Below are 21697 nucleotides of genomic sequence, written 5' to 3'. Positions count from 1 at the left end.
GCTGGCGCGGGCGCGCGCGCGGGTCCGCGCCCCTCCCGCGGGGGGGGGGGGGGGGGCGGGGCCCCCCCCGCCGCCCGCCCGCCTCCGGTGGCTACCGCCGCTACGCCTGGACCGGCGCCGACGCCGACTGCCGGCTCTGGTTCCGGATGCAGGCCGAGGCCCGGCGCCTGGACGTCGAGACCGACCGCAACGGCAACCAGTGGGCCTGGCTCGGCGACCCGACGGCCGGCGACGCCGTCGTCACCGGCTCCCACCTGGACTCCGTCCCCGACGGTGGCGCCTTCGACGGCCCGCTCGGCGTCGTCTCCGCCTTCGCCGCCCTCGACGAACTCCGCGCCCGCGGCGTCTCGTTCAGGCGGCCCCTCGCCATCGTCAACTTCGGCGACGAGGAGGGCGCCCGCTTCGGCCTCGCCTGCGTCGGCTCCCGCCTCACCGCCGGCCGGCTGACGAAGGAGCAGGCGTACGAGCTCCGCGACGCCGACGGCATCACCCTGCCGCAGGCCATGGAGGCGGCCGGCCACGACCCCGAGGGGATCGGGCCGGACCCCGAGCGGCTCGCCCGCATCGGCGCCTTCGTCGAGCTGCACGTCGAGCAGGGCCGCGCCCTGGACCTGTCCGGCGACGCCGTCGGCATCGCCTCCGCCATCTGGCCGCACGGCCGCTGGCGGTACGACTTCGCCGGCGAGGCCAACCACGCGGGCACCACCCGGCTGGTGGACCGCCGCGACCCGATGCTGACGTACGCCGAGACCGTCCTCGCGGCCCGCCGCGAGGCCGAACTCGCGGGCGCCGTCGCCACCTTCGGCAAGATCGCGGTCGAGCCGAACGGCGTCAACGCCATCCCGTCGATGGTCCGCGGCTGGCTCGACGCCCGCGCCGCCGACCAGGGCTCCCTGGACGCCGTCACCGCCGGCGTCGAGGCCGCCGCCCGCGCGTACGCCGACCGGCACGGCATCGACCTCGCCGTCGTCCAGGAGTCGTACACCCCGGTCGTGGACTTCTCGCACACCCTGCGCGACGAGCTGAGCCGCGTCCTCGGCGAGAAGACCCCCGTCCTCGGCACCGGCGCCGGACACGACGCGGGCATCCTGTCCGAGTCGATCCCGACCGCCATGCTGTTCGTACGGAACCCCACCGGCGTCTCGCACTCCCCGGCCGAGTTCGCGGCCGAGGACGACTGCGTCGCCGGGGTCCGCGCACTCGCCGACGTACTGGAGGAGCTGGCGTGCCGCTGACGACGTACTGGCTGGAGCACGCCTGGCTCGGCACCTACGCCGAGCCGGGCGTCGCCCTGGACGTGTCCGGCGACGGCCGGATCGCCGCCGTCCGGACCGGGGTGGACACCCCGCCGCCCGGCGCGGTCGTCCTGCGCGGCTTCACGATCCCGGGCCTCGCCAACGCCCACAGCCACGCCTTCCACCGGGCCCTGCGCGGCACCGTCCAGGTCGGCTCCGGCACCTTCTGGACCTGGCGCGAGGTCATGTACGGCGTCGCCCAGCGGCTCACCCCGGACTCGTACTTCGCGCTCGCCCGGGCCGTGTACGCCGAGATGGCACTGGCCGGCATCACCGCCGTCGGCGAGTTCCACTACCTCCACCACGCCCCCGGCGGCACCCCCTACGACGACCCCAACGCCATGGGCGAGGCGCTGATCGCGGCGGCGCGGGAGGCGGGCATCCGCATCACCCTCCTCGACACCGCCTACCTCTCCTCCGGCTTCGGCGCCGCCCCCGAGCACCACCAGCTCCGCTTCTCCGACGGCACGGCCGAGAAGTGGGCCGAGCGGGTCAGCGCGCTGAAGGACCGGGACGGCGTACGCGTCGGGGCGGCGATCCACTCCGTCCGGGCCGTCCCCGCCGACCAGCTCTCCACCGTCGCCCGCTGGGCCGAGGAGCGGCGGGCCCCGCTCCACGTCCACCTCTCCGAGCAGACCGCCGAGAACGAGGCCTGCCACGCCGCCCACGGCGTCACCCCGACCCGGCTCCTCGCCGACCACGGCGTCCTGGGCCCGCGCACCACCGGCGTCCACAACACCCACATGACCGACGCCGACATCGCGCTCGTCGGCGCCACCTCCACCGGCACCTGCATGTGCCCCACCACCGAACGCGACCTCGCCGACGGCATCGGCCCCGCCGTCGCCCTCCAGAAGGCCGGCTCCCCGCTCTCCCTCGGCAGCGACAGCCACGCGGTCGTCGACCTCCTGGAGGAGGCGCGCGCCATGGAGCTGAACGAGCGGCTGCGCACCCACGTCCGGGGCCACTGGACCGCCGCCGCGCTGCTCCGCGCCGCCTCCGCCGACGGCCACGCGGCCCTCGGCTGGGACGACGCCGGCGCCCTGGAGGCCGGCGCCCTCGCCGACTTCACGACGATCGCCCTCGACTCGGTCCGCACCGCCGGCCCGGTCCCGCGCCTGGCCCCCGAGACGGCCGTCTTCGCGGCGACCGCGGCGGACGTCCGGCACGTGGTCGTCGGCGGCAGGACCGTCGTCCGGGACGGCGTCCACGTCTCCGTACCGGACACGGCCGGCGCCCTGGCCGACGCGATCGCCGCCCTGAGGAGCTGACCGCCCGGTCACCGGCCCGCACCCGAACCCCAGCCCCCACCGGAGCGCACCCATGACGACCACCGTCCTCACGAACATCCGCAGCCTGGTCACCAACGACCCGGCCCTCGGCGACGGCCCCCTCGGCCTCGTCGAGGACGCCGCCCTCGTCCTGGACGGCGAGACGGTCGCCTGGGCGGGCCCGGCGGCTCAGGCCCCGGCCGCCGACCACCGCGTCGACGCCGGAGGCCGGGCCGTCCTCCCCGGCTTCGTCGACTCCCACTCCCACCTCGTCTTCGCCGGCGACCGCACCGCCGAGTTCAACGCCCGCATGTCCGGCCGGCCCTACCAGGCCGGCGGCATCCGCACCACGGTCGCCGCCACCCGCGCCGCCACCGACGCCGAACTGTCCGCGAACGTGGCCCGGTTCATGCGCGAGGCGCTCCGCCAGGGCACCACCACCTTCGAGACCAAGTCGGGCTACGGCCTGACCGTCGAGGACGAGGCCCGCGCCCTGCGCATCGCGGCCGAGCACACCGACGAGGTCACCTACCTCGGCGCGCACATCGTCTCCCCGGACCTCGCCGACGACCCGGCGGCCTACGTCGACCTGGTCACCGGCCCGATGCTGGACGCCTGCGCCCCGCACGCCCGCTGGGTGGACGTCTTCTGCGAGAAGGGCGCCTTCGACGGCGACCAGGCCCGCGCGATCCTCACCGCCGGCCGGGCGAAGGGCCTCCTTCCGAGGATCCACGCCAACCAGCTCTCGTACGGCCCCGGCGTGCAGCTCGCGGTGGAGCTGGACGCGGCGAGTGCCGACCACTGCACCCACCTCACGGACGCCGACGTCGAGGCGCTGGCCTCGGGGAACACGGTCGCGACGCTCCTGCCGGGCGCGGAGTTCTCCACCCGCGCCGCGTGGCCGGACGCGCGCCGGCTCCTCGACGCGGGCGTGACGGTGGCCCTCTCCACGGACTGCAACCCGGGCTCCTCCTTCACCTCCTCCGTGCCCTTCTGCGTCGCCCTCGCCGTCCGCGACATGGGCATGACCCCCGACGAGGCCGTCTGGTCCGCGACGGCGGGCGGCGCGGCGGCCCTCCGCCGCACCGACGTCGGCCGCCTGTCGCCCGGCGCCCGCGCGGACCTCGCGGTCCTGGACGCCCCCTCCCACGTCCACCTCGCCTACCGGCCGGGTGTGCCGCTGGTCGCGGAGGTGTGGCGCAGGGGCGTGCGCGTCGTCTGACCCCGTGCCAGAACCACACAGGTGCACTGCGTTTGAGCACGGGAGACGATGAGTACGGCTACTCATGTGGGCGGTCCGGCGCCGCCCGCATGATTCCTGCATGCGAACTCCTCAGCGCCTCTCGAAGACCGTCACCGCCGCCGTCCTCGGCGCCACCCTCGCCCTGGCCGTCGGCGGCACCGGTGCCGCGAGCGCCGCGACGCCCGCCCCCGGAGCCCCGGTCGCGAAGGCCGCCGCGAAGGCCGCCCTGACGCCCGCCACCAGGCCTTCGGCCGCGAAGCTCCTGCCGTGGCGGAGCGCGAGTGCGTCGGAAGCCCGGTTCCAGAAGTGGGCCGGGAACATCCTCGACTCCTGCCTGCCGGCCCGGACGATGAGCACGAGCGGTGTGAGCGCCACGAGCGACGGGATCAACCGGATCGGCGACTCCTTCCCCGAGACGCCCCTCGGCCTGATCGGGGAGTGCGTCGGGGGGACCCACCAGCGGTACATCACCCGCGCCTTCACGACCGGCCCGGCCGACTACGCGGAGCTGCGCGCCCGCCTGATCGCCCTCGGCTACCCGGCGGCGCGCATCTACCAGATGCGGGACCACACCGGCCAGCCCGTGGCCCGGATCGACCTGCGCCTCCCGCGCCCCGACGGCCGTCTGGCCTCCGCAGCCGTCGACGTGACCGCCTACCGGACCTTGGTGACCGCCGAACCGTTCGGGGTCCCCGCGTCGCCGGAGGTGCACGTGACCCTCGTGGAGCGCGAGCCGGAGATCTACTGGCCCACGTCCTGACCGTCACCCGGTCAGCGACCGCACCAGCTCCTCCGCCGCGCCGAGCGCGCCGACCTCCGCCGCCGAAAGGTGCGGGTCGGCGGCCCGGCGCGCCCGCGCGTCCGCCAGGAGCAGCGGGCCGGGCAGGGCCGCGAGCAGGGCGGCGAGGCCCGCCCGGGCGCCGGGGGCGTACGGGGCGGCGGAGACGGCGACCTCGGCGAGGATCAGCGCCGACATCGCGCGGTCGAGCCCCGGCTCCGCGTCCTCCTCCGCCGTGCGCCAGTCGATGACGACCGGCCCCCGGCCCTCGGCCAGCACCACGTTCCCCGGGTGCAGGTCCAGGTGGACCACCCGGCCCGGCAGCGCGTGCAGCCGGTCCAGCAGGCCGGCGAGCAGCGCCCCGGCCGCCGCGGGCTCGTACGCCCCCGTCAGCAGCGCGTCCAGCAGCGAAGGGCCCCGCAGCCGCTCCAGCACCAGATCGGGCCCGGCCGCCTCCCGGACCGCCGGGACCGGATAGCCGGCGGCGGCCAGGCGGGTCATCAGCCGTGCCTCGCGGGCGGTGCCGCCGCCGTCCCGGTAGCGGCGCAGCACCCAGCGCCCGTCGTCGCCGACCGCGTACACGTCGGCCGAACGCCCCTGCCCCACAAGCCTCTTGTTCACCAAAGTCCCCCTCCGTGATCCAAAGGGCGAGTATGCCTGCCGGGGAGGGGTTCGGGCCGGTACCGTCCTGTCCTGGCAGTACTCAGGGGGATGACCGGGGGGTCGGCTAGGTGAGTGCTTGGCGTGTGCGGAGCGTGCGGCCGGGGGAGCTGGGCGAGCGCGAGATCGAGGCGTGGCGGGAGCTGAGGGCCAAGTCGGGCGCCCCCGCCAACCCGTTCATGGAACCGGAGTTCACCCTCGCCGTCGGCGCCGTACGGCCCCGCGCGCGGGTCGCGGTGTGGTGGGAGGACGGCGAACCCGTCGGCTTCTTCCCGTACGAGAAGGGCCCGTTGGGGCGCGGGACGGCCATCGGGTTCGGCGTCTCCGACAGTCAGGGCGGCGTCTTCCGCCCCGGACTCCGGCCCGGCGCCCGGGCGTTGCTCCGGGCCTGCGGGCTCGTCGTCTGGGAGTACGACAACCTGGAGACCGGCCAGCCCGTCTTCGAGGGTGCCGCCGACGAGTCCTTCGCCTCGCCGGTCGTCGACGTCGGCGAGGGGTACGCGGCGTACGAGGCGCTGCTGCGCGTCCAGTCGCCGAAGTTCCTGAAGACCACGCTCGCCAAGGAGCGGAAGCTGGGCCGGCAGGCCGACGGCGAGGTCCGGTTCGTCTTCGACGAGCGCGACCCGGCCGCCCTGCGCACCCTGATGGCCTGGAAGTCCGCCCAGTACCGCAGGACCGGCCGGGGCGACCGCTTCGCCCAGGAGTGGATCAGCACCCTGGTCCGCCGCCTCCACGAACAGCGCACGCCCGGCTGCTCCGGCGTCCTGTCCGTGCTGTACGCCGGCGACCGCCCGATCGCCGCCCACTTCGGCCTGCGGTCGGCGACCGTCCTCTCCTGCTGGTTCCCCGCCTACGACCCCGAGTACGCCAAGTACTCCCCCGGCCTCGTCCTGCACCTCCGGATGGCCGAGGGCGCGGCGGCGGCCGGCATCGGGATGCTCGACCTGGGGCGGGGCGCGGCCGAGTACAAGGACTCCCTGAAGACCGGGGACATCACCGTGTACGAGGGGGCCGTCACCCGGCCCGACCCGCGCACCGCCCTGCACTGGCTGCGCCGCGAGCCCGTCCGCGCGGCCCACGCCTACGTCCGCGACCGCCCGGCCCTGGCCGCCCGGGCCCGCGAGGCCCTGAACACCGTCGCCCGCCTGCGCGGAGACCGCTAGCGCGTGGTGGCTGTGGGCAGGCGTCCCGCACGGCGTCCCGCACGGCGTCCCGCACGGCGGGCCGGGTGGGCGCGACCGCCCGCCGGCCCGCACCCGGACTCGAACCGCACGTCCCTGGGGGACCCCCGTTGAACCAGAAGACCGCAATATCGGTGGCCGAGTTGGACCTCGGCGGGCCCGAGCCGAGGCTCCGTCCCGCGCCCGGCGCGGAGAATCCCGTCCCCGGCGACGTCTACGCCCTCGTCCGCGTGGACGGCCGCCCCGCGGCCACGGTCCTGGGCCGCTACGAGGAGGGCGAGGACCCGGCCGAGGTCCTGGCCGCGCTCGCGGCGAAGCGGCTGCTGGAGAGCGCCACTCTCCATTCCGACGCCGAACGGTCGGCCGCGGCGACGGAACAGAGACCCGCACTCTCCACAGCGCCCGCCTCCGTCGTCGTCGCCACCCGCGAGCGCCCCGCCTCCCTCGCCCGCGCGCTCGACTCGCTGCTCGCCCAGGACCACCCCGACCACGAGCTGATCGTCGTCGACAACGCGCCCCGCACCTCCGCCACCCGCGACCTGGTCACGGAGCGGTACGCGGACCGCGTGCGGTACGTGCGCGAGGACCGGCCCGGGCTCGCCACCGCGCACAACGCCGGGGTCGCCGCCGCCCGCGGCGAGGTCCTGGCCTTCACCGACGACGACGTGATCGCCGACCCGCGCTGGCTGAGCGCGCTCGCCGCGCCCTTCGCCGCCGACCCGGGCCTCGGCTGTGTCACCGGCCTCATCCTGCCCGCCCTGCTCACCACCCCCGCCCAGATCCTGCTGGAGTCCCACGGCGGCTTCGCCAAGGGCTTCGCGCCCCGCCTGTACGACCCGGCCAGGCCGCCCGCCGACGAGCCGCTGTTCCCGTTCACGGCGGGCAGCTTCGGCTCCGGCGCCAACATGGCCTTCCGGGCCTCCGCGCTCCGCCGCGCGGGCGGCTTCGACCCGGCCACCGGCACCGGGACCCCGGCCAGGGGCGGCGACGACCTGTACGCCTTCGTCGCCGTCCTCGCCGCCGGGCACCGGCTGCGCTACACGCCCGAGGCCCTCGTCTGGCACCACCACCGCGAGACCTGGCAGGACCTGAGGAACCAGGCGTACGGCTACGGCGCCGGCCTCACCGCGTACCTCACCGCCACCCTGGTCCGCCGCCCCGCCCTGCTGCCCGCCCTCCTCGCCCGGGTGCCGCGCGGCCTCGCGCACGCCCGGACCATGACCGCCGAGCGCGGCGGCGGCAGCGGCGGGGTCCCCGGCGAGCACGGCACCCACCACCACCCCTGGCCCGCCTCCCTCTCCCGCCTGGAGCGGCGCGGCATGCTCTACGGGCCGCTGGGCTACCTCAAGGCGCGGCTCTCCCGGGGAGGCGCCCGATGAGCGGCGCGCCCCTCGCCACCCGCATCCCCGTCCTCCTCTACCACCCGGTGATGGACGACCCGCCGGCCTGGATCGCCGCATTCACCGTCACCCCGCGCCGGTTCGCCGCGCACCTCGACGCGATCACCGCCAGCGGCCGCACCCCGCTGACCGTCGGCGCGCTCGTCGGGCACCTCGCCGCCGGTACCCCGCTGCCGCCGCGGCCCGTCGTCCTCACCTTCGACGACGGCTTCGCCGACCTCGCCGGCCCGACTGCCGAGGCGCTCGCCCGCCGGGCGCTGCCCGCCACCGCCTACCTCACCACCGGCGCCCTCGCCCCGGGCCGCCCCTGCCTGCTGCCGCCCGCGCCGATGATGACCCTGGCGCAGGCCCCCCGCCTGGAGGAGTACGGGATGGAGGTCGGCGGCCACACCGTCAGCCACCCCCAGCTCGACACCCTCCGGCCGGCCGCGCTCCGGAGCGAACTGCGCGACTCCAAGGCGGAGCTGGAGGACGTCCTCGGCCACGAGGTGCGCCACCTCGCCTATCCGCACGGCTACAACAGCCCCGCCGTCCGCCGGGCCGCGCGGGCCGCCGGATACGCCTCGGCCGTCGCCGTCCGGCACGCGCTCAGCTCCGAGACCGACGAGCTCTTCCGGATCGCCCGGCTCATCGTCCGCCGGGACCACACCGCCGCCGACGTCGAGGCGTGGATGGAGGGCACCGGCGCCCGGTCCGCCCCCTATCCCGACTCGCTCCCCACCGTCGGCTGGCGGGTCTACCGCAGGGCGCGGGCGCTGGTGAAGGGGCCGGAGTTCGCGGGCTGAACGAACCCGACAAGATCGACAAAGCCCGTACACGAGACGGGAGTTGTGTACCAGGACAGAACCGCAGTACGTTCCCTTGCTTCGTCCGAGGGGACAGTGGGGGGAGAACGCGACGTGCGACAGCACCACCAGCAGCCGGCACCGGTCGGCGAGGGGGCCGTGCCGCCCCGGCCCGCCGCCCCCGACCGGGAGACCGGGCCCGGGCCCACGGCCGCCGGGGCCGCCGGGGCCCCCGAGCCGCGCCCCCGCCGCACCCCCGCCTCCGCCCTGACCTGGCTGACCCCGGCCCTCCTGGTCGCCGGCCTCGGCCTGTGGGGGGTGTCGCTTCCCCTGGTCGACTTCCGCTCCATGGACGACTTCGGACTCCTGGACCGGCTGCCCGTCCCCTTCTACGCCTCCCTCGTCGTCCTCACCGCCGGGTTCCTGGTGGCGCTGCGCCGCGCCGGGACCTCGCCGGGCTGGCCGCTCGTCTACTGCGTCGGCCTCCTCGTCGCCCTCAAGGCGGCGCCCGCCGTCCTCTACGACTCGGTGCGCTACCCGTGGGCGTCCAAGCACGACGCCGTCGTCAACACGATCCTCGGCGCCGGCGAACTCCGCCCGGGCGCCGCCCTGTCCGGGAACATGTCGGCCTACGACCAGTGGCCCGGCTTCTTCACCCTCAACGCGGCCCTCGTCCGTGCCTTCGGCGTCGAGTCCACCGCCGTCTACCTCAACTGGGCGCCCATCGTCCTCGGCCTGATCCTGCTCCCGGTGCTGGTGCTGCTCTACCGCACCTTCACCGAGGACTGGCGGCTCGTCTGGACCGCCGTCTGGATCTTCCAGCTCGCCAACTGGGTCGGCCAGGACTACCTCGCCCCGCAGGGCCTCGCCTACGTCCTCCACCTGACCGTGCTCGCCGTCGTCCTGCGCCACTTCGTCCGGCCCGGCAGCGCCGGACGGCTGCGCGACCGGACGGCGCTCGACCCGGCCGCGGCCACCGTGCCGCCGGCCACCGCCACCCGGCAGCGGGCCGTCGGCGTGCTGATCCTGTCCCCGCTGATCCTGGCGGTGAACGCGGTCCACCAGCTCACCCCGGTGATGCTCTGCGTGGTCCTGGCCGCCCTCTGCCTCACCCGCCGCTACCGCAACCTCGGCCTGCTCGCCACCACCGGCCTGATCATGCTCGCCTGGGACCTCACCATGGGCCGCCCGCTCTTCCTGGAGACCCTGGGCACCCTGAAGGAGTCGATCGGCCGGCTCACCCAGAACTCCCGCGCCGGATACGCCGGACAACTCACCGGACCCGGGCCGGAACTCGCCGGCAAGGCCGGCATCGCCATGGCCCTCGCCGTCGTCCTCTGCGCCGGGATCGCCGTCCTCGCCCGCCGCCGGCTCACCCGCGGCGCGCTCCCGCTGCTGCTCGCCTCGGCCGCCCCCGTACCGCTCTTCGCCGTCAACGACTACGGCGGCGAGATGCTCTTCCGCGTCTACCTCTTCGGGCTGCCCGGGGCCGCGTTCTTCGCCGCCGCCGCGCTCGTGCCCGCCGCCGGAGGCGCCCGCCGCAGCCGCGGCGCCCTGGTCCGCCGCCGGGCCGCCGCCGTCGCCCTGCCGGCCGTCCTGCTCGCCCTCACCGCCGGGTTCCTGCCCGCGTACTACGGCAAGGACGCCATGTACTACACCCCGCCCGCCGAGTCCGCGCTCGTCACCCGCGCCATCGACCGGCTGCCCGAGGGCGGGCTGCTCCTCGCCACCTCCGGCTCCTTCCCGCAGGCGCTGCACCGCTACGACGAGGTCGAGCACTGGTTCTTCGCCGAGCAGGAACTCCCCGAGAACGAGCGGATGCTCGCCGACCCGGCCCGCTACCTCGCCGACCGCATCCCGCCCGGCACCACCGCCCACGTCGTCCTCACCCGCACCCAGGACATCTACACCGCCGGCGAGGGGCTGCTGCCGCCCGGCGGCTTCACCGAACTCCGCGACCGCCTCAAGGAGTCCCCGCTGTTCAGGACCGTCGAGGAGCACCCGTACGGGATCGTCCTCGCCTACACCCCGTCGACCACCACCGCAGGCGGTGCCTCATGACCACGCCCTCGCACCGGGCCCGGGCCGCCGTCGCCGCCTCCGGCTGGCTCGCCCTCGCGGCGACCCTGCTCCCCGACGGCTCCGTGCTCCGCTGGCCGCCCGTCCTCCTCTTCGTCTGCCTCGGCCCCGGCCTGGCCCTGCTCCACCCGCAGCCGCGCGGACTGCGGCCCGGCGCCCGCCTGGAGGCGTTCGCGCTCGCCGCCCCGCTCAGCCTCGCCCTCGCCGCGCTCACCGCCACCGTCCTCTTCCTGATCGGAGGTTTCTCCGTGCCCGCCTTCCTCGTCCCGCTCGCCGTCCTCACCACGGTCGCCGCCCTCCTCCCGGGCCTGCCGCTGCCCGCCGCCACCAGAGGCGCCGTCGAACCCGACGGCGCCGAATCCTTCCTGTCCCGTGAACGAGGGCCCGGTGGGGGCCGGTGACCGGCCGGCACGCCCGGGGCACGGCCACCGGACGGCTCGCGGTCGCCCTCGCCGCCGTCGGCGCGCTGACCGCCGGGATAGGGGTGTGGGCCACCGTCGCCGAGGGCGGCGACCGCTGCGCCGCCGACTCCCGGCTCGTCTCCCCCTGCGGGGCCTGGTGGGGCGCGTACCTCCCCTACGACCAGGACGGCTCGCTCACCCGGCCGGTGCACGCCTTCGAGCGCAAGATCGGCCGCAGGCTCGACCTCGTGTACACGTACCACGACATGTCGGGCAACGCGCTCGACGGCACCCTCCTCACCGACGACGAACGCGAACTCGGCCGCGACCGGCTGCTGATGCTCGCGTGGGAGTCCACGGTCTGGAAGGAACCCCACCACGCCGGCTGGACCGAGACCCAGCTCGGCTGGAAGAACATCGCCTCCGGGCAGTACGACGCCGAGATCGTCGACCCGCAGATCCGCCGCGTCAAGGCGTACGGCAAACGGGTCTTCCTCTCCTTCGACCAGGAGGTCGACGCCCGGATCAAGGAGGGCGCCGGCACCCCCGAGGAGTACGTCGCCGCCTACCGGCACCTGCACGACCGCTTCCGGCTGCTGGGCGCCGACAACGTCGTCTGGGTGTGGACCGTCTCCGGCTACCTCGGCATGGCCGAGGAGATGAAGCGGCTCTACCCCGGCGACCGGTACGTCGACTGGATCGGCATGGACCAGTACAACTACTACCGCTGCCACGGCACCGACACCTGGCGCGACTTCGACGCCAGCCAGCGCCCCACCTACGACTGGCTCCGGGAGAACGTCTCCGACCGCAAGCCGATCATGCTCGCCGAGTTCGCCACCGCCCCCGACCCGGAGCGCCCCGACCGCCAGCGCGACTGGTACGCGCGGATCCCCGAGGTCGCCCCCACCCTCCCCGAGGCCAAGGCGTACGTGCACTGGAACCGGCCCGTGCCCGGCCCCGGCTGCGACCTCACCGTCAACGCGGGCCCGGGACTCCAGGGTTACCGGACCGCGGGCCAGGACCCGTACTTCCGGCAGCCCCTGCCGAGACGGTGACACCCCTCACGAGCGCAGGCCCCGGATCGCGTACGCCGCCATCGTGACCCCGGCCAGACCCAGCAGGAGCGGCAGCGGGGCGGCGGCGACGGACTGCTGCCCCGCCCAGCCCGCCCACACCAGCACCCACACCACCCCGGCCGTGATCCGCCCGCCGGCGCCCAGCACCCGCAGCAGCGCCCCCGCCAGCAGCAGGCACAGGGCCTGCGCCACCACCGGCGCCGCCCACCCGGCCGCGCCCGGCCCCAGCAGCTCGGCGCCCGGGCCGGCGGCCACCGGCGGCAGCAGGCCGAGCAGCGGCGGCGCGGTGTGCAGGGCGAGGAAGGTGGCCGCGAGCACGGCGCCCGCGAAGCCGGGACGGAAGGCGCGCGGGCCGACCGCCGCGCCCTGGAGCGCGACCAGCGCCACGGCCGCCGCCAGCGTCGGCACCGGCAGCGCGGACAGCAGCCCGGTGCCGGAGACGCGGGCCACGTCCAGCGGCTCGGCGACCGCCAGCGGCAGCCAGAACGCGACGACCGCCGCCCCCAGCAGCGCCCACCGGACGAGCCCCCACCGGTCCCGCACCGGAGCCGGCGGTGGCGCCTGGCGCGCGGCGGCGGGCCCGGGCGCGCGCGGCCGGGGCACGTACACCGGGATGCCGAACGCGGGCGTCACCGTGTCGTGCGCGGCCGTGGTGCGCAGATAGGCGCTCTGCCGCGCCCAGTTGGTGCCGTAGTCGTCGTCGGCGGCGGGGCCGCCGGCCGGCGCGGGCGGCTCCGGCTCCCGCTCCGTCGCCCGTCCCCTGAGGACCGCCCGCAGCCCCGGCACGCACGCCAGGGCCATCACGGTCATCCCGCCGAGCACCGCCATCCCGGCCCCGCTGATCCCGTACGGGCCGAGCAGGACGGCGGCGCTGCCCAGCACCAGGACGCACATGCCGCCCTGGACGGCGGCGAGCATCCCGGTGCGGCCCTGGACGCGGAGCACCCCGATGTACAGCTCCACCGCGACCCGGGGGAGCGCCCCGGCGGCAAGGAGCCGCAGCACGGTGGAGCCGTTGTCGGTGTAGCCCTGGCCGAAGGGGGCGAGGATCAGCGGGGCGAAGAGGACGAGGACGAGGACGACGGGGACGAGCAGCAGCACCATCCGGCGCAGCGCGCCCCGGACGCCCTCGGCGAGGGACTCGGGGCTGTGGGAGGCGTGCGCGGTGAGCGAGGAGGCCATGTTGATGGCCATGAACTCCATGGTGCCGCCGACGGTGTACGCCGTGTAGAAGAAGGCGTTGTGGGCGGCGTCGAAGCGGACGGCGACCATCACGGGCAGCAGGCTGATCATGAGCAGGCTGAAGAAGGCGCCGACGGCGTCCCCGGCGACGAAGCGGCCGATCTCGCGGTACGTGGGCGGCTCGCGGTCCTTGTCGGCGCGGGCCTGCTGCGGGATGAGCCGGCGGAAGACCAGCCAGGCCAGCGGGACCGTGGAGAGCGCGATCGCCGCCGCCCAGGAGACGAAGACGCCGAGGACGGGCAGCGCGGCGGCGAGGACGACGAGCAGGACCAGCTTGCCGACGGAGAAGACGGCGTTGCCGACCGGCACCCAGAACGCCTTGCGCAGCCCGGTGAGGACCCCGTCCTGGAGGGTGAGCAGCGCCCAGCCGACGGAGGACAGGGTGAAGAAGATCCCGGCGGAGACGGTGCCGAGCGGGGCGTACGTGGGTCCCCACCAGTCCAGGGTGAGCAGGAAGATCCCGGAGGCGGCGGCCACCACCACCGTGCTGAGGAGGTAGAGGCGGGCGACGAGCGGGCCGGTGGCGCGGCCGGCCCGGGGGACGTAGCGGACGATCGCGCCGGAGAGGGTGGTGGCGGTGAGGGAGGCGAGCATCCGCTGGGCGGCGATGGCGGCGGAGCCCTGGCCGACCGCGTCCTCCGTGTAGTAGCGGGCGGCGACCAGCCAGAAGCCGAGACCGAGGGCGGCGGAGACGCCGGTGGAGAGCATGAGGGCGTAGGCGTTGCGGAAGAGCGAGTCCTCGCCGGAGTCCTCGCCGCCCTTGGCCTCGCAGGCCCCGGCGCCGGACGCCCCGGGGGCGTCCGGGTCGGCGCCCCGCGCCCGTACGGTCTCGGTCACCGGGCGCCGCCGAGGGCGGGTGAGGGCACGGCGGGCCGGGCTCCGGAGGCGCGCAGCGCGGCGAGCGCCTCGTCGGCGCGGCGGGGGTCCACGGGCAGGGCGTGCCGGGCGAACCAGGCGGCGGCGGCCGGGGCGGGGGAGGGGTCGGTGAAGGTCTCCCCGGCGTAGCTGTCGAGCGGCGGGTCGTAGAGGTAGCCGACGGTGATCCGGCGGCGGGCGAGCGCGGCGACGGCGGCGTCCCGGTCCTCGACCAGGAGCGGCACCCGGAAGAGCGGGGGGACGGCGCCGTCGGCGGGCAGGCCCTGGGCGGAGTACTCGCTGGCGAGGAGGCGGGCGGTGCCGGCCCGGTGGGCGTCGAGGACGGTGTCGAGGGCGGCGAGCCTGCGGCGGGTGCGGTGCAGGCGGCCGGCGCCGGGGTGGAGCCGGTAGTCGTGCATGTCGACCCGGACCCAGGAGTCGAAGGGGTCGAGGGCGGGCGCGGCGTCGAGGGCGCGGGCCAGTTCGGCGGGGCGCAACGGCATCCGGATCCCGGGCCGTTCGTGCAGGCCGAGGGTGCGCAGGGCGGCGTGCGCGGGGCGGGTGAGGCGCAGGCCGCGGGCGGTGGACTCGGCGTACGGGCGGGCCAGGTAGGCGAGTTCCCTGCCGAGCCGGGCCGGCCGGAGCAGGGCGTCGCGGGCGGCGGCGAGTCCGTCGCGGAGCGCGGGGTCGGCGACGGTGAGGAAGCCGCCGGTCTTGGCGCCGGTGTGCTTGGAGAGGCTGAAGACGGAGGCGTCGCCCCAGGCGCCGGCCGGGCGGCCGCCGACGGTGGAGCCGATGGCGTGGGCGGCGTCCTCCAGGAGCGGGATGCCGAGCCGGTCGCAGCGGGCGCGCAGGTCGGGTGCCGGGTCGGGGTTGCCGTACAGGTTGGTGGTGAGGACGGCGGAGAGCCCGGACCAGACGGAGTCGGGGACGGCCGCCTGGTCGAGGGAGCCGTCGCGCGGGTCGAGCGGTGCCTGGACGGGCCGGAGTCCGGCGGCGAGCACCACGAAGAAGATGACGTCGTCGTTGACGGGCGACATGAGCACCCGGCCGCCCGGCGCGCACCAGTGGCGCAGCGCGAGGTAGAGGCCGAGGCGGCACGACGGCACGTAGAGGCACTCCCGGCCCCCCAGCCGTGCGCGCATGCGGTCTTCCAGTTCCGCGTACGCAGAAACCATGACAGATTCCCCCCTGAATCCCCGGGCTCAATGTCGCCCATTCCGGACGGGTCGTCAACAACGCCCCGTCCGCGTCCCGCTGTGGTCGCGCGGAAGGGCCCGTCCGGGTCGGTCGACCGTGAACGGGCCCTTTCCGTCGCCATCTTGGCGGTTCGCGGGGGTCTTCGGAGGTGATTCCGCCGGAGAGGTGTCATTCCTCCAGGGTGAGTCCGCGGCGCAGCCGGGCGAGGGTGCGGGCGAGCAGCCGGGAGACGTGCATCTGGGAGATGCCGAGCTCGGCGCCGATCTCCGACTGGGTGAGTCCGGTGACGAACCGGAGGGAGAGGATGCGCCGTTCGCGTTCGGGGAGCGAGGCGATCATCGGCTTGAGGGAGGCGATGTACTCGATGCCGGTGAGGCCGTGGTCCTCGTAGCCGAGCCGGTCGGCGAGGGCGGTCTCGTTCTGTCCGTGGTCCTCGTCCTCGGTCTGGGCGTCGAGCGAGGCGGCCGTGTAGGCGTTGCTGGCGGCCATGCCCTCGACGACCTCGTCCTCGGTGAGGCGGAGTTCGGCGGCGAGTTCGGCGACGGTGGGTGCCCGGTCGAGGCGCTGGGAGAGGGCGTCGCCGGCCCGCGCCAGGTCGAGGCGGAGTTCCTGGAGCCGGCGGGGGACGTGCACGGACCAGGAGGTGTCGCGGAAGAAGCGTTTGATCTCGCCGATGATGGTGGGCATCGCGAAGGTGGGGAATTCGACGCCGCGGGCGAGTTCGAAGCGGTCGATGGCCTTGATGAGGCCGATCGTGCCGACCTGGACGATGTCCTCCATGGGTTCGCTGCGGGTGCCGAAGCGGGCGGCGGCGAAGCGGACCAGGGCCAGGTTGAGTTCGACGAGGGTGTTGCGGACGTACGCGTACTCGTGGGTGCCCTCCTCCAGCTCGGCGAGCCGGGCGAAGAGGTCCTTCGAGAGGGCGCGGGCGTCGGCGGGGGCGACCCGGTCGAGCGGGCCGTCGAGCGCCGGGTGCGGCGCGGGTGTGGGGTGGTGGGGGTGGGGAAGGGCTGGTGTCGACGGCGCGGTGGGGGTGCGCGGGGCGTCGAGCCGGGGTGACATGCGTCTCCTCCTGGGTGGGTGTCCGGGTGCGGTGTGCGGCGCCTCCAAAGCCGGCTGGATCGGGTGTTCCTTACTAGCCCTACCTGCTCGGCGGCGATCGTTGCAAGTGGCAAATGTTCCTTTCGGGATGGTTTGCGGGGGGCTCGTGTGCGCAGGAAGGCGCCCCGCTAGTAGGGTTTCTCGGAGTCGATCGAGGAGGGCCCCGGCCATGGACCGCCAGCACATCGGCAGCGCGCGGCTGCGGGTCGAGGCCAGGGCCGTGGACGGCGGCGCCGAACTCGTCGTACCGGTGGGTGAGCTCGATCACCACACCGCCGAGCTGCTGCGCGTCCCGCTCGACGCGGCCCTCGACGCCGGCCGGGTCCGGCTCGTCGTCGACTGCGCGGGGCTCGCCTTCTGCGACTCGACCGGGCTCAACGTGCTCCTCGGGGCACGGCTGCGGGCCGAGGCGGCCGGCGGCGGGGTCCATCTGGTGGCCATGCGGCCCGCGGTGGCCCGGGTCTTCCGGATCACCGGCGCGGAGGCGGTCTTCACCGTGCACGACACCCTCGCCACCGCCCTGCCCGGCTCCGGCTGACCCCGGGCGGACCCCTCGCACCACCCCTCTTGCTCGTCCCCTGCCCCTGTTGTCTCGTCGACCGGTGAGGTGAAGCGCTGATGGACCAGGCTTCCGACGTCCGTACGCTCGCGCTCGGCGAGACCAGCGGCACCGTCCCGCTCGCCCGCGACTTCACCCGGACCGCCCTGACCGAGTGGGGCTGGCTGCCCGCCGCCACCGCCGACCGCCGGGCCGCCGCCGACGACGTCCTGCTCGTCGTCTCCGAACTCGTCACCAACGCCTGTCTGCACGCCGAGGGCCCCGAACGGCTCCGGGTGGTCCGCCTCACCCGTACGGTCCGCCTGGAGGTCACCGACCGGGGCGCCGGACAGCCCGCGCCGCGCACCCCGCACCGGGCCGGACGCCCCGGCGGGCACGGCATGTTCATCGTGCAGCGGCTCTGCCTGGACTGGGGCATCCAGCGCGTCCCGGGCGCCCCCGGCAAGACGGTCTGGGCCGAACTGGCCTCTCCCGCCTGACGGTTCCTGGCCGCCGGGCCGGCCGTCCGGCCGTCGCAGGACTTTCACCGTCACTCTTCTTCCCTCCGTACGGCCCCAGGCGTACCTTGACGCCCAATCTGATGGCACGTCAGGAAAATGCGGTGAGGGGTCGCGGGTGGACAGGAAGCCGAACCGGAGGAGGGCGGCCGCCGTGCTCACGGCCGCCGTCGCGGTCTGGACGCCGGCCGGCCTGGCCGCCGCGCCCGCCGCCCACGCCGAGGTCGTCGACGTGACGTACGCCTGCGACACCAAGATCGGCGACCGCACCGCCGTCTCGCCCGTGGACATCACGGCCGAGAAGAAGGGCGACGCCTACGCGATCACCATGACCTTCGACAAGGGCGTCTCCGACAGCCCCGTCGAACTCCCCAAGGGCGTCATGACCCCCCGCGCCGACCTCGTCCTCGGCGGCGACGACCAGGGCACCGTCAAGGTCACGGGCGTCCCCAACGCCGCCGCGATCCCCGCCTTCACCCCCATCAGGATCGGCACCCTCACCGGCACCTACACACCCAGGGCCAACGGCACCGTCACCTTCACCGCCGGACTGCTCACCGTCCGCGCCCTCGGCATGGACGCCGCCGTCTGCAAGGCCGACAACGAGCCCGGACCGTCCCTCACCCTCACCGTCACCGGCCTCCCCGAGAAGACCGACGGGACGGAGAGCGACACCCGGGCCGACGACGAGGCCGACGGGCTGCCCGGCGGCGAACTGCCCAGGACCGGCGGCCTCTCCACCACCACCGCCCTCGCCACCCTCGGCGGCACCGTCCTCCTCGGCGGCGTCGGCGCCCTCCTCTGGCTCACCCGCCGCCCCCGCCCGGCCCGCCCATGACCAGGACCCGGTACGCGCTCCTCGCCGCCGGCGCCGTCCTCGGCACCCTCGCCGCCGCGCCCCCCGCCACCCCCGCCTGGACCGCCGCCCCCGCCGCCGGCCGGCCGTACGCCTACCTCGAAGGACCCGCCGGCAGCGTCCTGGAGGACACCCTCTCCGTCACCAACCCCGGCCCCCGCCCGCTCACCGTCACCCTCACCGGCGACGGCCCCGCCGCCGTCGCCTTCGCCGCCCGCACCGTCACCGTGCCCGCCCGCACCCGCGCCGACGTGCCCTTCGCCGTCACCGTCGCCGCCGCCACCCCGCCCGGCGAACACCGCGGCACCGTACGGGCCTCGGCCGGCGGCCGGCGGACCGCCGTCGACCTGCGGCTGAAGGTCAGCGGCCCGCGGCTCGCCGCCCTCACCGTCGAGGACGCCCGCGTCGACCGGTCCACCGGCACCCTCCACTACACCCTCGTCAACCGCGGCAGCACCGTCCTCGACCGGCCCCGCCTCGCCGTCCGCGCCGACGGCCTCCTCGGCACCGTCCTCGACCGCCCCGAACGCGCCCTGCCGCTCACCCTCCGCCCCGGCGAACGCGCCGCCCGCACCGAACCCTGGCCCGACCCGCCCGCCCTCGACTCCGTCACCGTCCGGCTCACCGCCACCGCCCCCGGAGCCACCCCCGCCACCGCCGCCGCCACCACCGTCTTCGCCTCCGGACCCGCCCTCGCCGGCACCGCGGCCCTGCTGCTCGCGGCCGCGGGCGGAGCCGCGCACACGGTCCGCCGCCGTACGAAGGGAGCCACCGCATGAGACCGGCCGCCCGCGCCCGTACGGCCCTGGCCGCGCTGCTCGCCGCCCTCGCCCTCGCCCTGCTCCCGGCCGTCCCCGCGCCCGCCGCGCCCGCCGCCGGAGACCCGGCCGTCGCCGTCTCGCGGAACGAGGCGCCCAAGGGCGGCGAGATCACCGTCAGCGGCACCGGCTGGAAGGCCGGCGCGCTGCTGATGGTGCTGCTCTGCGGCCAGGGCACCCCCGAGAAGGGCGTCATCGGCGGCACCAACTCCTGCGCCAACACCGACGGCCGGGCCGCCACCGTCGACGGGCGCGGCGCCTTCAGCGTCAAACTGCCGGTCGCCGCCCCGCCCCGGCCCTGCCCCTGCGTCGTCCACGTCTCCGGCGTCACCGGCACCCAGGACGTCGTCGACGCCGCCTTCACCGTCGCCGGGCACCCCACCGCACCGCTCCCCGACGCCGCCGGCGACGGACGCCTCGCCGTCCTCACCGCCGCCCGCCTCGACGGCTCCGGCGGGGTGCTGACCTGGTTCGGCGCGCCGCCCTCCCGCACCCTCGTCCTCACCGTCGGCAACCTCGGCACCGCGCCCGTCCGCGACCCCGTCTTCCTCGTCGGCACCGCCCGCGGCGTCCTCGCCCCCAGCGACGAGGAGCACCAGTGGCGCGGCACCATCAAGCCCGGGCAGAAGGCCCAGATCGAGCTGGACGTCGAGCTCGCCGCCGGCGCCCACGGCGACTACCGGGTCTCCGTCTCCTACGGCGGGAAGCTCCTGGCCGAACAGCCCTGGACGGTGGGCCGCCCCTGGGGCGTGGTCCTCTTCTGGGTCCTGCTCGCCCTGGTCGTGCCCGCCGCCCTCTTCCGGATCGGCATGGTCCTCGTCGACCGGGCCGGCGGCCGGAACCGCCACTCCGTCCCCGTCCCCGTACCGGCGGACGCGGACGGCCCCGGGACGACCGCGGTCCTGCCGTGGTTCCTCCCCGACTCCGCACCGTCCGAGAACAGTCCGACGACGAAGGGACATTCGTGAGCACGCAACGGAGGACGATCGCGGCCGGAATCGCGCTGATCCTCGGCGGCGCGGGGATCCTGCTGTCCGCCGGCCCCGCCCAGGCCGCCCAGATCTCGTTCAAGACGGAGTGCATCCCGCCGTCGATCTCCGGCCTCCCGCCGGTCCAGGGCACCACCACCGTGCTGGTCACCGCGCCGGCCACCGCCAAGGTCGGCGACACCGTCGAGGTCGTCTGGAAGACCGTGAAGCCGGCCTCCAAGAACCCCGACATGCTCGATCTGGACGCGAACACCGTCAAGCCGACCGGCACCATGAAGGTCGGCGGGGCGCAGAGCGGCACGGTCGCCATGGAGGGCCCCCGGCAGAACCCGCCGATCCCCAAGAACTCGCCCATGGTCCTGCCCGAGATGAAGGGCACCCTGAAGCTGACGAAGGCGGGCGACGTCACCCTGACGCCCGACGCGTACACGATCAACGTGTCGAAGCCGATGTCCACGGACACCAAGTGCACGCCGAAGGAGCAGGTCCCCGTCGGCGCCACGATCAAGGTGACCGACGGCGGAGGCGGCTCGGACAGCGGGGGCGGCTCGGACAGCGGCGGCGCCGCGAGCGGAGGCTCCGACAGCGGTGGCTCGGACAGCGGTGGCACCGGCGGCGGCCAGACCGACTTCCCGGGCAAGGAGGTCGCGGTGGCCTTCGCCTGTACGTCCCCCGGCCCCGCCTCGATCAACTCCAAGGTCACCATCAACGCCAGGAAGAACGGCGGCGCGTACGACCTCACGGTCAAGACCGCCAAGGGCGTCATGAACAGCCCGGCCCCGCTGCCCGCGAACGCCCTCACGCCCACCATGGACATCACGATCGGCGGGGACGACAGCGGCACGGTCAAGGTCACCGGCGCGCCCAACCCCACGGCGCTCAAGATGAACGACCCGGTGAGCCTCACCGACATGAAGGGCACCTACAAGCCCGGCGCCACCGGCAAGGCCACCCTCGCCCCGGGCAAGCTCACCATCAGCGTCGTCCTCGCCGCCGGCGCCGACCCCATCAAGATCCCCTGCACGGTCAAGGGCACGGCCGCGGCCTCCCTCACCCTGGACACCGCCAAGCAGTCCGGCGGCACGTCCGGATCCGGGGACAACGGCGGCGGGGACGACGGCGGCAGCGGCAACGGCTCGGGCAGCGGCTCCGGCTCGGGCAGCGGCTCCGGCTCCGGCAGCGGCTCGGGGTCCGGCTCCGGCAGTGGCTCGGGCTCCGGCTCCGGCGGCGGGAACCTCGCCGAGACCGGCGCCGAGCAGGACGGCGCCCTGCGCGCCCTCGGCCTGGTCGCCGGCACCGTGATCCTCCTCGGCGGCGCGGTCTTCACCTTCACCCCGTGGCGGCGCCTCGCCCGCCGCACCCGCTGACCGGACGGCGGAGAGCGGGAAGGCCCCGGGACACCGTGCGG

The 21697-nt window shown here is 75.5% G+C and carries 20 protein-coding genes; 16 read left to right on the top strand and 4 right to left on the bottom strand.

Annotated elements, in window-relative coordinates; translation table 11 throughout:
• From ACFW1I_RS18355 to ACFW1I_RS18340, 4 genes are all read left to right on the top strand, one after another.
• The coding region (locus ACFW1I_RS18355) for an allantoate amidohydrolase (RefSeq protein WP_384670886.1) at window positions 1-1235 on the top strand (1235 nt) is incomplete at its 5' end.
• Window positions 1226-2566, top strand: a complete 1341-nt coding sequence (locus ACFW1I_RS18350; RefSeq protein ID WP_384670883.1) for a formimidoylglutamate deiminase — start codon at window positions 1226-1228, stop codon at window positions 2564-2566. The genes ACFW1I_RS18355 and ACFW1I_RS18350, both read left to right, overlap by 10 nt.
• A 52-nt stretch (window positions 2567-2618) precedes the next feature.
• Entirely contained in the window at window positions 2619-3788 is a 1170-nt protein-coding gene (gene hutI / locus ACFW1I_RS18345; protein ID WP_384670880.1) for an imidazolonepropionase, read from the top strand.
• A 100-nt stretch (window positions 3789-3888) separates the two neighbouring features.
• On the top strand, window positions 3889-4569 hold the full coding sequence (locus ACFW1I_RS18340; protein WP_384670878.1) for a hypothetical protein: 681 nt from the start codon (window positions 3889-3891) through the stop codon (window positions 4567-4569).
• Window positions 4570-4572: 3 nt separating this feature from the next.
• Here ACFW1I_RS18340 and ACFW1I_RS18335 read toward each other — a convergent pair whose 3' ends face one another.
• On the bottom strand, window positions 4573-5208 hold the full coding sequence (locus tag ACFW1I_RS18335) for a phosphotransferase (protein WP_384670875.1): 636 nt from the start codon (window positions 5206-5208) through the stop codon (window positions 4573-4575).
• A 110-nt stretch (window positions 5209-5318) separates the two neighbouring features.
• Between ACFW1I_RS18335 and ACFW1I_RS18330 the strand changes: the two genes are divergently transcribed.
• The 6 genes from ACFW1I_RS18330 (at window position 5319) to ACFW1I_RS18305 (ending at window position 12151) form a co-directional block, all read left to right on the top strand.
• Window positions 5319-6410: a GNAT family N-acetyltransferase gene (locus ACFW1I_RS18330; RefSeq protein ID WP_384670873.1), complete on the top strand. Its 1092-nt coding sequence runs from the start codon at window positions 5319-5321 to the stop codon at window positions 6408-6410.
• 128 nt (window positions 6411-6538) lie between these two features.
• Complete coding sequence (locus ACFW1I_RS18325; RefSeq protein ID WP_384670871.1) at window positions 6539-7807, top strand: glycosyltransferase; 1269 nt, start codon at window positions 6539-6541, stop codon at window positions 7805-7807.
• Window positions 7804-8613, top strand: a complete 810-nt coding sequence (locus ACFW1I_RS18320) for a polysaccharide deacetylase family protein (protein ID WP_384670868.1) — start codon at window positions 7804-7806, stop codon at window positions 8611-8613. Before ACFW1I_RS18325 ends, ACFW1I_RS18320 begins: the two co-directional genes overlap by 4 nt.
• Window positions 8614-8727: 114 nt before the next feature.
• Window positions 8728-10674 carry a hypothetical protein gene (locus tag ACFW1I_RS18315; protein WP_384670866.1) on the top strand — a complete coding sequence of 649 codons (1947 nt, stop codon included), beginning with the start codon at window positions 8728-8730 and terminating at the stop codon, window positions 10672-10674.
• Window positions 10671-11093 carry a hypothetical protein gene (locus ACFW1I_RS18310; RefSeq protein WP_384670863.1) on the top strand — a complete coding sequence of 141 codons (423 nt, stop codon included), beginning with the start codon at window positions 10671-10673 and terminating at the stop codon, window positions 11091-11093. The genes ACFW1I_RS18315 and ACFW1I_RS18310 overlap by 4 nt, the downstream gene beginning before the upstream one ends.
• Window positions 11090-12151, top strand: coding sequence for a glycoside hydrolase family 26 protein (locus tag ACFW1I_RS18305; protein WP_384670861.1), 1062 nt, complete (start codon window positions 11090-11092; stop codon window positions 12149-12151). The genes ACFW1I_RS18310 and ACFW1I_RS18305 overlap by 4 nt, the downstream gene beginning before the upstream one ends.
• Window positions 12152-12157: 6 nt before the next feature.
• On the opposite strand, the gene ACFW1I_RS18300 is transcribed toward ACFW1I_RS18305, so the two are convergent.
• From ACFW1I_RS18300 to ACFW1I_RS18290, 3 genes are all read right to left on the bottom strand, one after another.
• Window positions 12158-14251: a lipopolysaccharide biosynthesis protein gene (locus tag ACFW1I_RS18300; protein WP_384670859.1), complete on the bottom strand. Its 2094-nt coding sequence runs from the start codon at window positions 14249-14251 to the stop codon at window positions 12158-12160.
• A complete protein-coding gene (locus ACFW1I_RS18295) occupies window positions 14248-15447 on the bottom strand; it encodes a DegT/DnrJ/EryC1/StrS family aminotransferase (RefSeq protein ID WP_384670857.1) in 1200 nt (399 codons plus the stop codon). Before ACFW1I_RS18295 ends, ACFW1I_RS18300 begins: the two co-directional genes overlap by 4 nt.
• A gap of 190 nt (window positions 15448-15637) precedes the next feature.
• Window positions 15638-16531, bottom strand: a complete 894-nt coding sequence (locus tag ACFW1I_RS18290) for an RNA polymerase sigma factor SigF (RefSeq protein WP_384670854.1) — start codon at window positions 16529-16531, stop codon at window positions 15638-15640.
• A gap of 208 nt (window positions 16532-16739) precedes the next feature.
• On the opposite strand from ACFW1I_RS18290, the gene ACFW1I_RS18285 reads away from it, so the two are divergent.
• From ACFW1I_RS18285 to ACFW1I_RS18260, 6 genes are all read left to right on the top strand, one after another.
• Window positions 16740-17108, top strand: coding sequence for an STAS domain-containing protein (locus ACFW1I_RS18285; RefSeq protein ID WP_384670851.1), 369 nt, complete (start codon window positions 16740-16742; stop codon window positions 17106-17108).
• 80 nt (window positions 17109-17188) lie between these two features.
• Entirely contained in the window at window positions 17189-17608 is a 420-nt protein-coding gene (locus ACFW1I_RS18280) for an ATP-binding protein (protein ID WP_384670849.1), read from the top strand.
• Between the two features lie 136 nt (window positions 17609-17744).
• Entirely contained in the window at window positions 17745-18464 is a 720-nt protein-coding gene (locus ACFW1I_RS18275) for a peptidase (protein ID WP_384670846.1), read from the top strand.
• Window positions 18461-19261: a hypothetical protein gene (locus ACFW1I_RS18270; RefSeq protein WP_384670844.1), complete on the top strand. Its 801-nt coding sequence runs from the start codon at window positions 18461-18463 to the stop codon at window positions 19259-19261. The genes ACFW1I_RS18275 and ACFW1I_RS18270 overlap by 4 nt, the downstream gene beginning before the upstream one ends.
• On the top strand, window positions 19258-20268 hold the full coding sequence (locus ACFW1I_RS18265; protein WP_384670841.1) for a hypothetical protein: 1011 nt from the start codon (window positions 19258-19260) through the stop codon (window positions 20266-20268). The genes ACFW1I_RS18270 and ACFW1I_RS18265 overlap by 4 nt, the downstream gene beginning before the upstream one ends.
• Complete coding sequence (locus ACFW1I_RS18260) at window positions 20265-21656, top strand: hypothetical protein (RefSeq protein ID WP_384670838.1); 1392 nt, start codon at window positions 20265-20267, stop codon at window positions 21654-21656. The genes ACFW1I_RS18265 and ACFW1I_RS18260 overlap by 4 nt, the downstream gene beginning before the upstream one ends.
• Window positions 21657-21697: the final 41 nt, after the last annotated feature.

The organism is Streptomyces sp. NPDC058955 (assembly GCF_042741435.1).
Taxonomy (GTDB): Bacteria; Actinomycetota; Actinomycetes; order Streptomycetales; family Streptomycetaceae; genus Streptomyces.
The sequence above is the reverse complement of the archived record's forward strand: the minus strand, read 5'-3'. Positions and strand labels throughout refer to the sequence as shown.

Coding starts and splice junctions, on each gene's coding strand:
- ACFW1I_RS18340 (WP_384670878.1), top strand. CDS start 3,889: ATGCGAACTCCTCAGCGCCTCTCGAAGACCGTCACCGCCGCCGTCCTC.
- ACFW1I_RS18280 (WP_384670849.1), top strand. CDS start 17,189: ATGGACCAGGCTTCCGACGTCCGTACGCTCGCGCTCGGCGAGACCAGC.
- ACFW1I_RS18285 (WP_384670851.1), top strand. CDS start 16,740: ATGGACCGCCAGCACATCGGCAGCGCGCGGCTGCGGGTCGAGGCCAGG.
- ACFW1I_RS18320 (WP_384670868.1), top strand. CDS start 7,804: ATGAGCGGCGCGCCCCTCGCCACCCGCATCCCCGTCCTCCTCTACCAC.
- ACFW1I_RS18265 (WP_384670841.1), top strand. CDS start 19,258: ATGAGACCGGCCGCCCGCGCCCGTACGGCCCTGGCCGCGCTGCTCGCC.
- ACFW1I_RS18270 (WP_384670844.1), top strand. CDS start 18,461: ATGACCAGGACCCGGTACGCGCTCCTCGCCGCCGGCGCCGTCCTCGGC.
- hutI (WP_384670880.1), top strand. CDS start 2,619: ATGACGACCACCGTCCTCACGAACATCCGCAGCCTGGTCACCAACGAC.
- ACFW1I_RS18310 (WP_384670863.1), top strand. CDS start 10,671: ATGACCACGCCCTCGCACCGGGCCCGGGCCGCCGTCGCCGCCTCCGGC.
- ACFW1I_RS18295 (WP_384670857.1), bottom strand. CDS start 15,447: ATGGTTTCTGCGTACGCGGAACTGGAAGACCGCATGCGCGCACGGCTG.
- ACFW1I_RS18290 (WP_384670854.1), bottom strand. CDS start 16,531: ATGTCACCCCGGCTCGACGCCCCGCGCACCCCCACCGCGCCGTCGACA.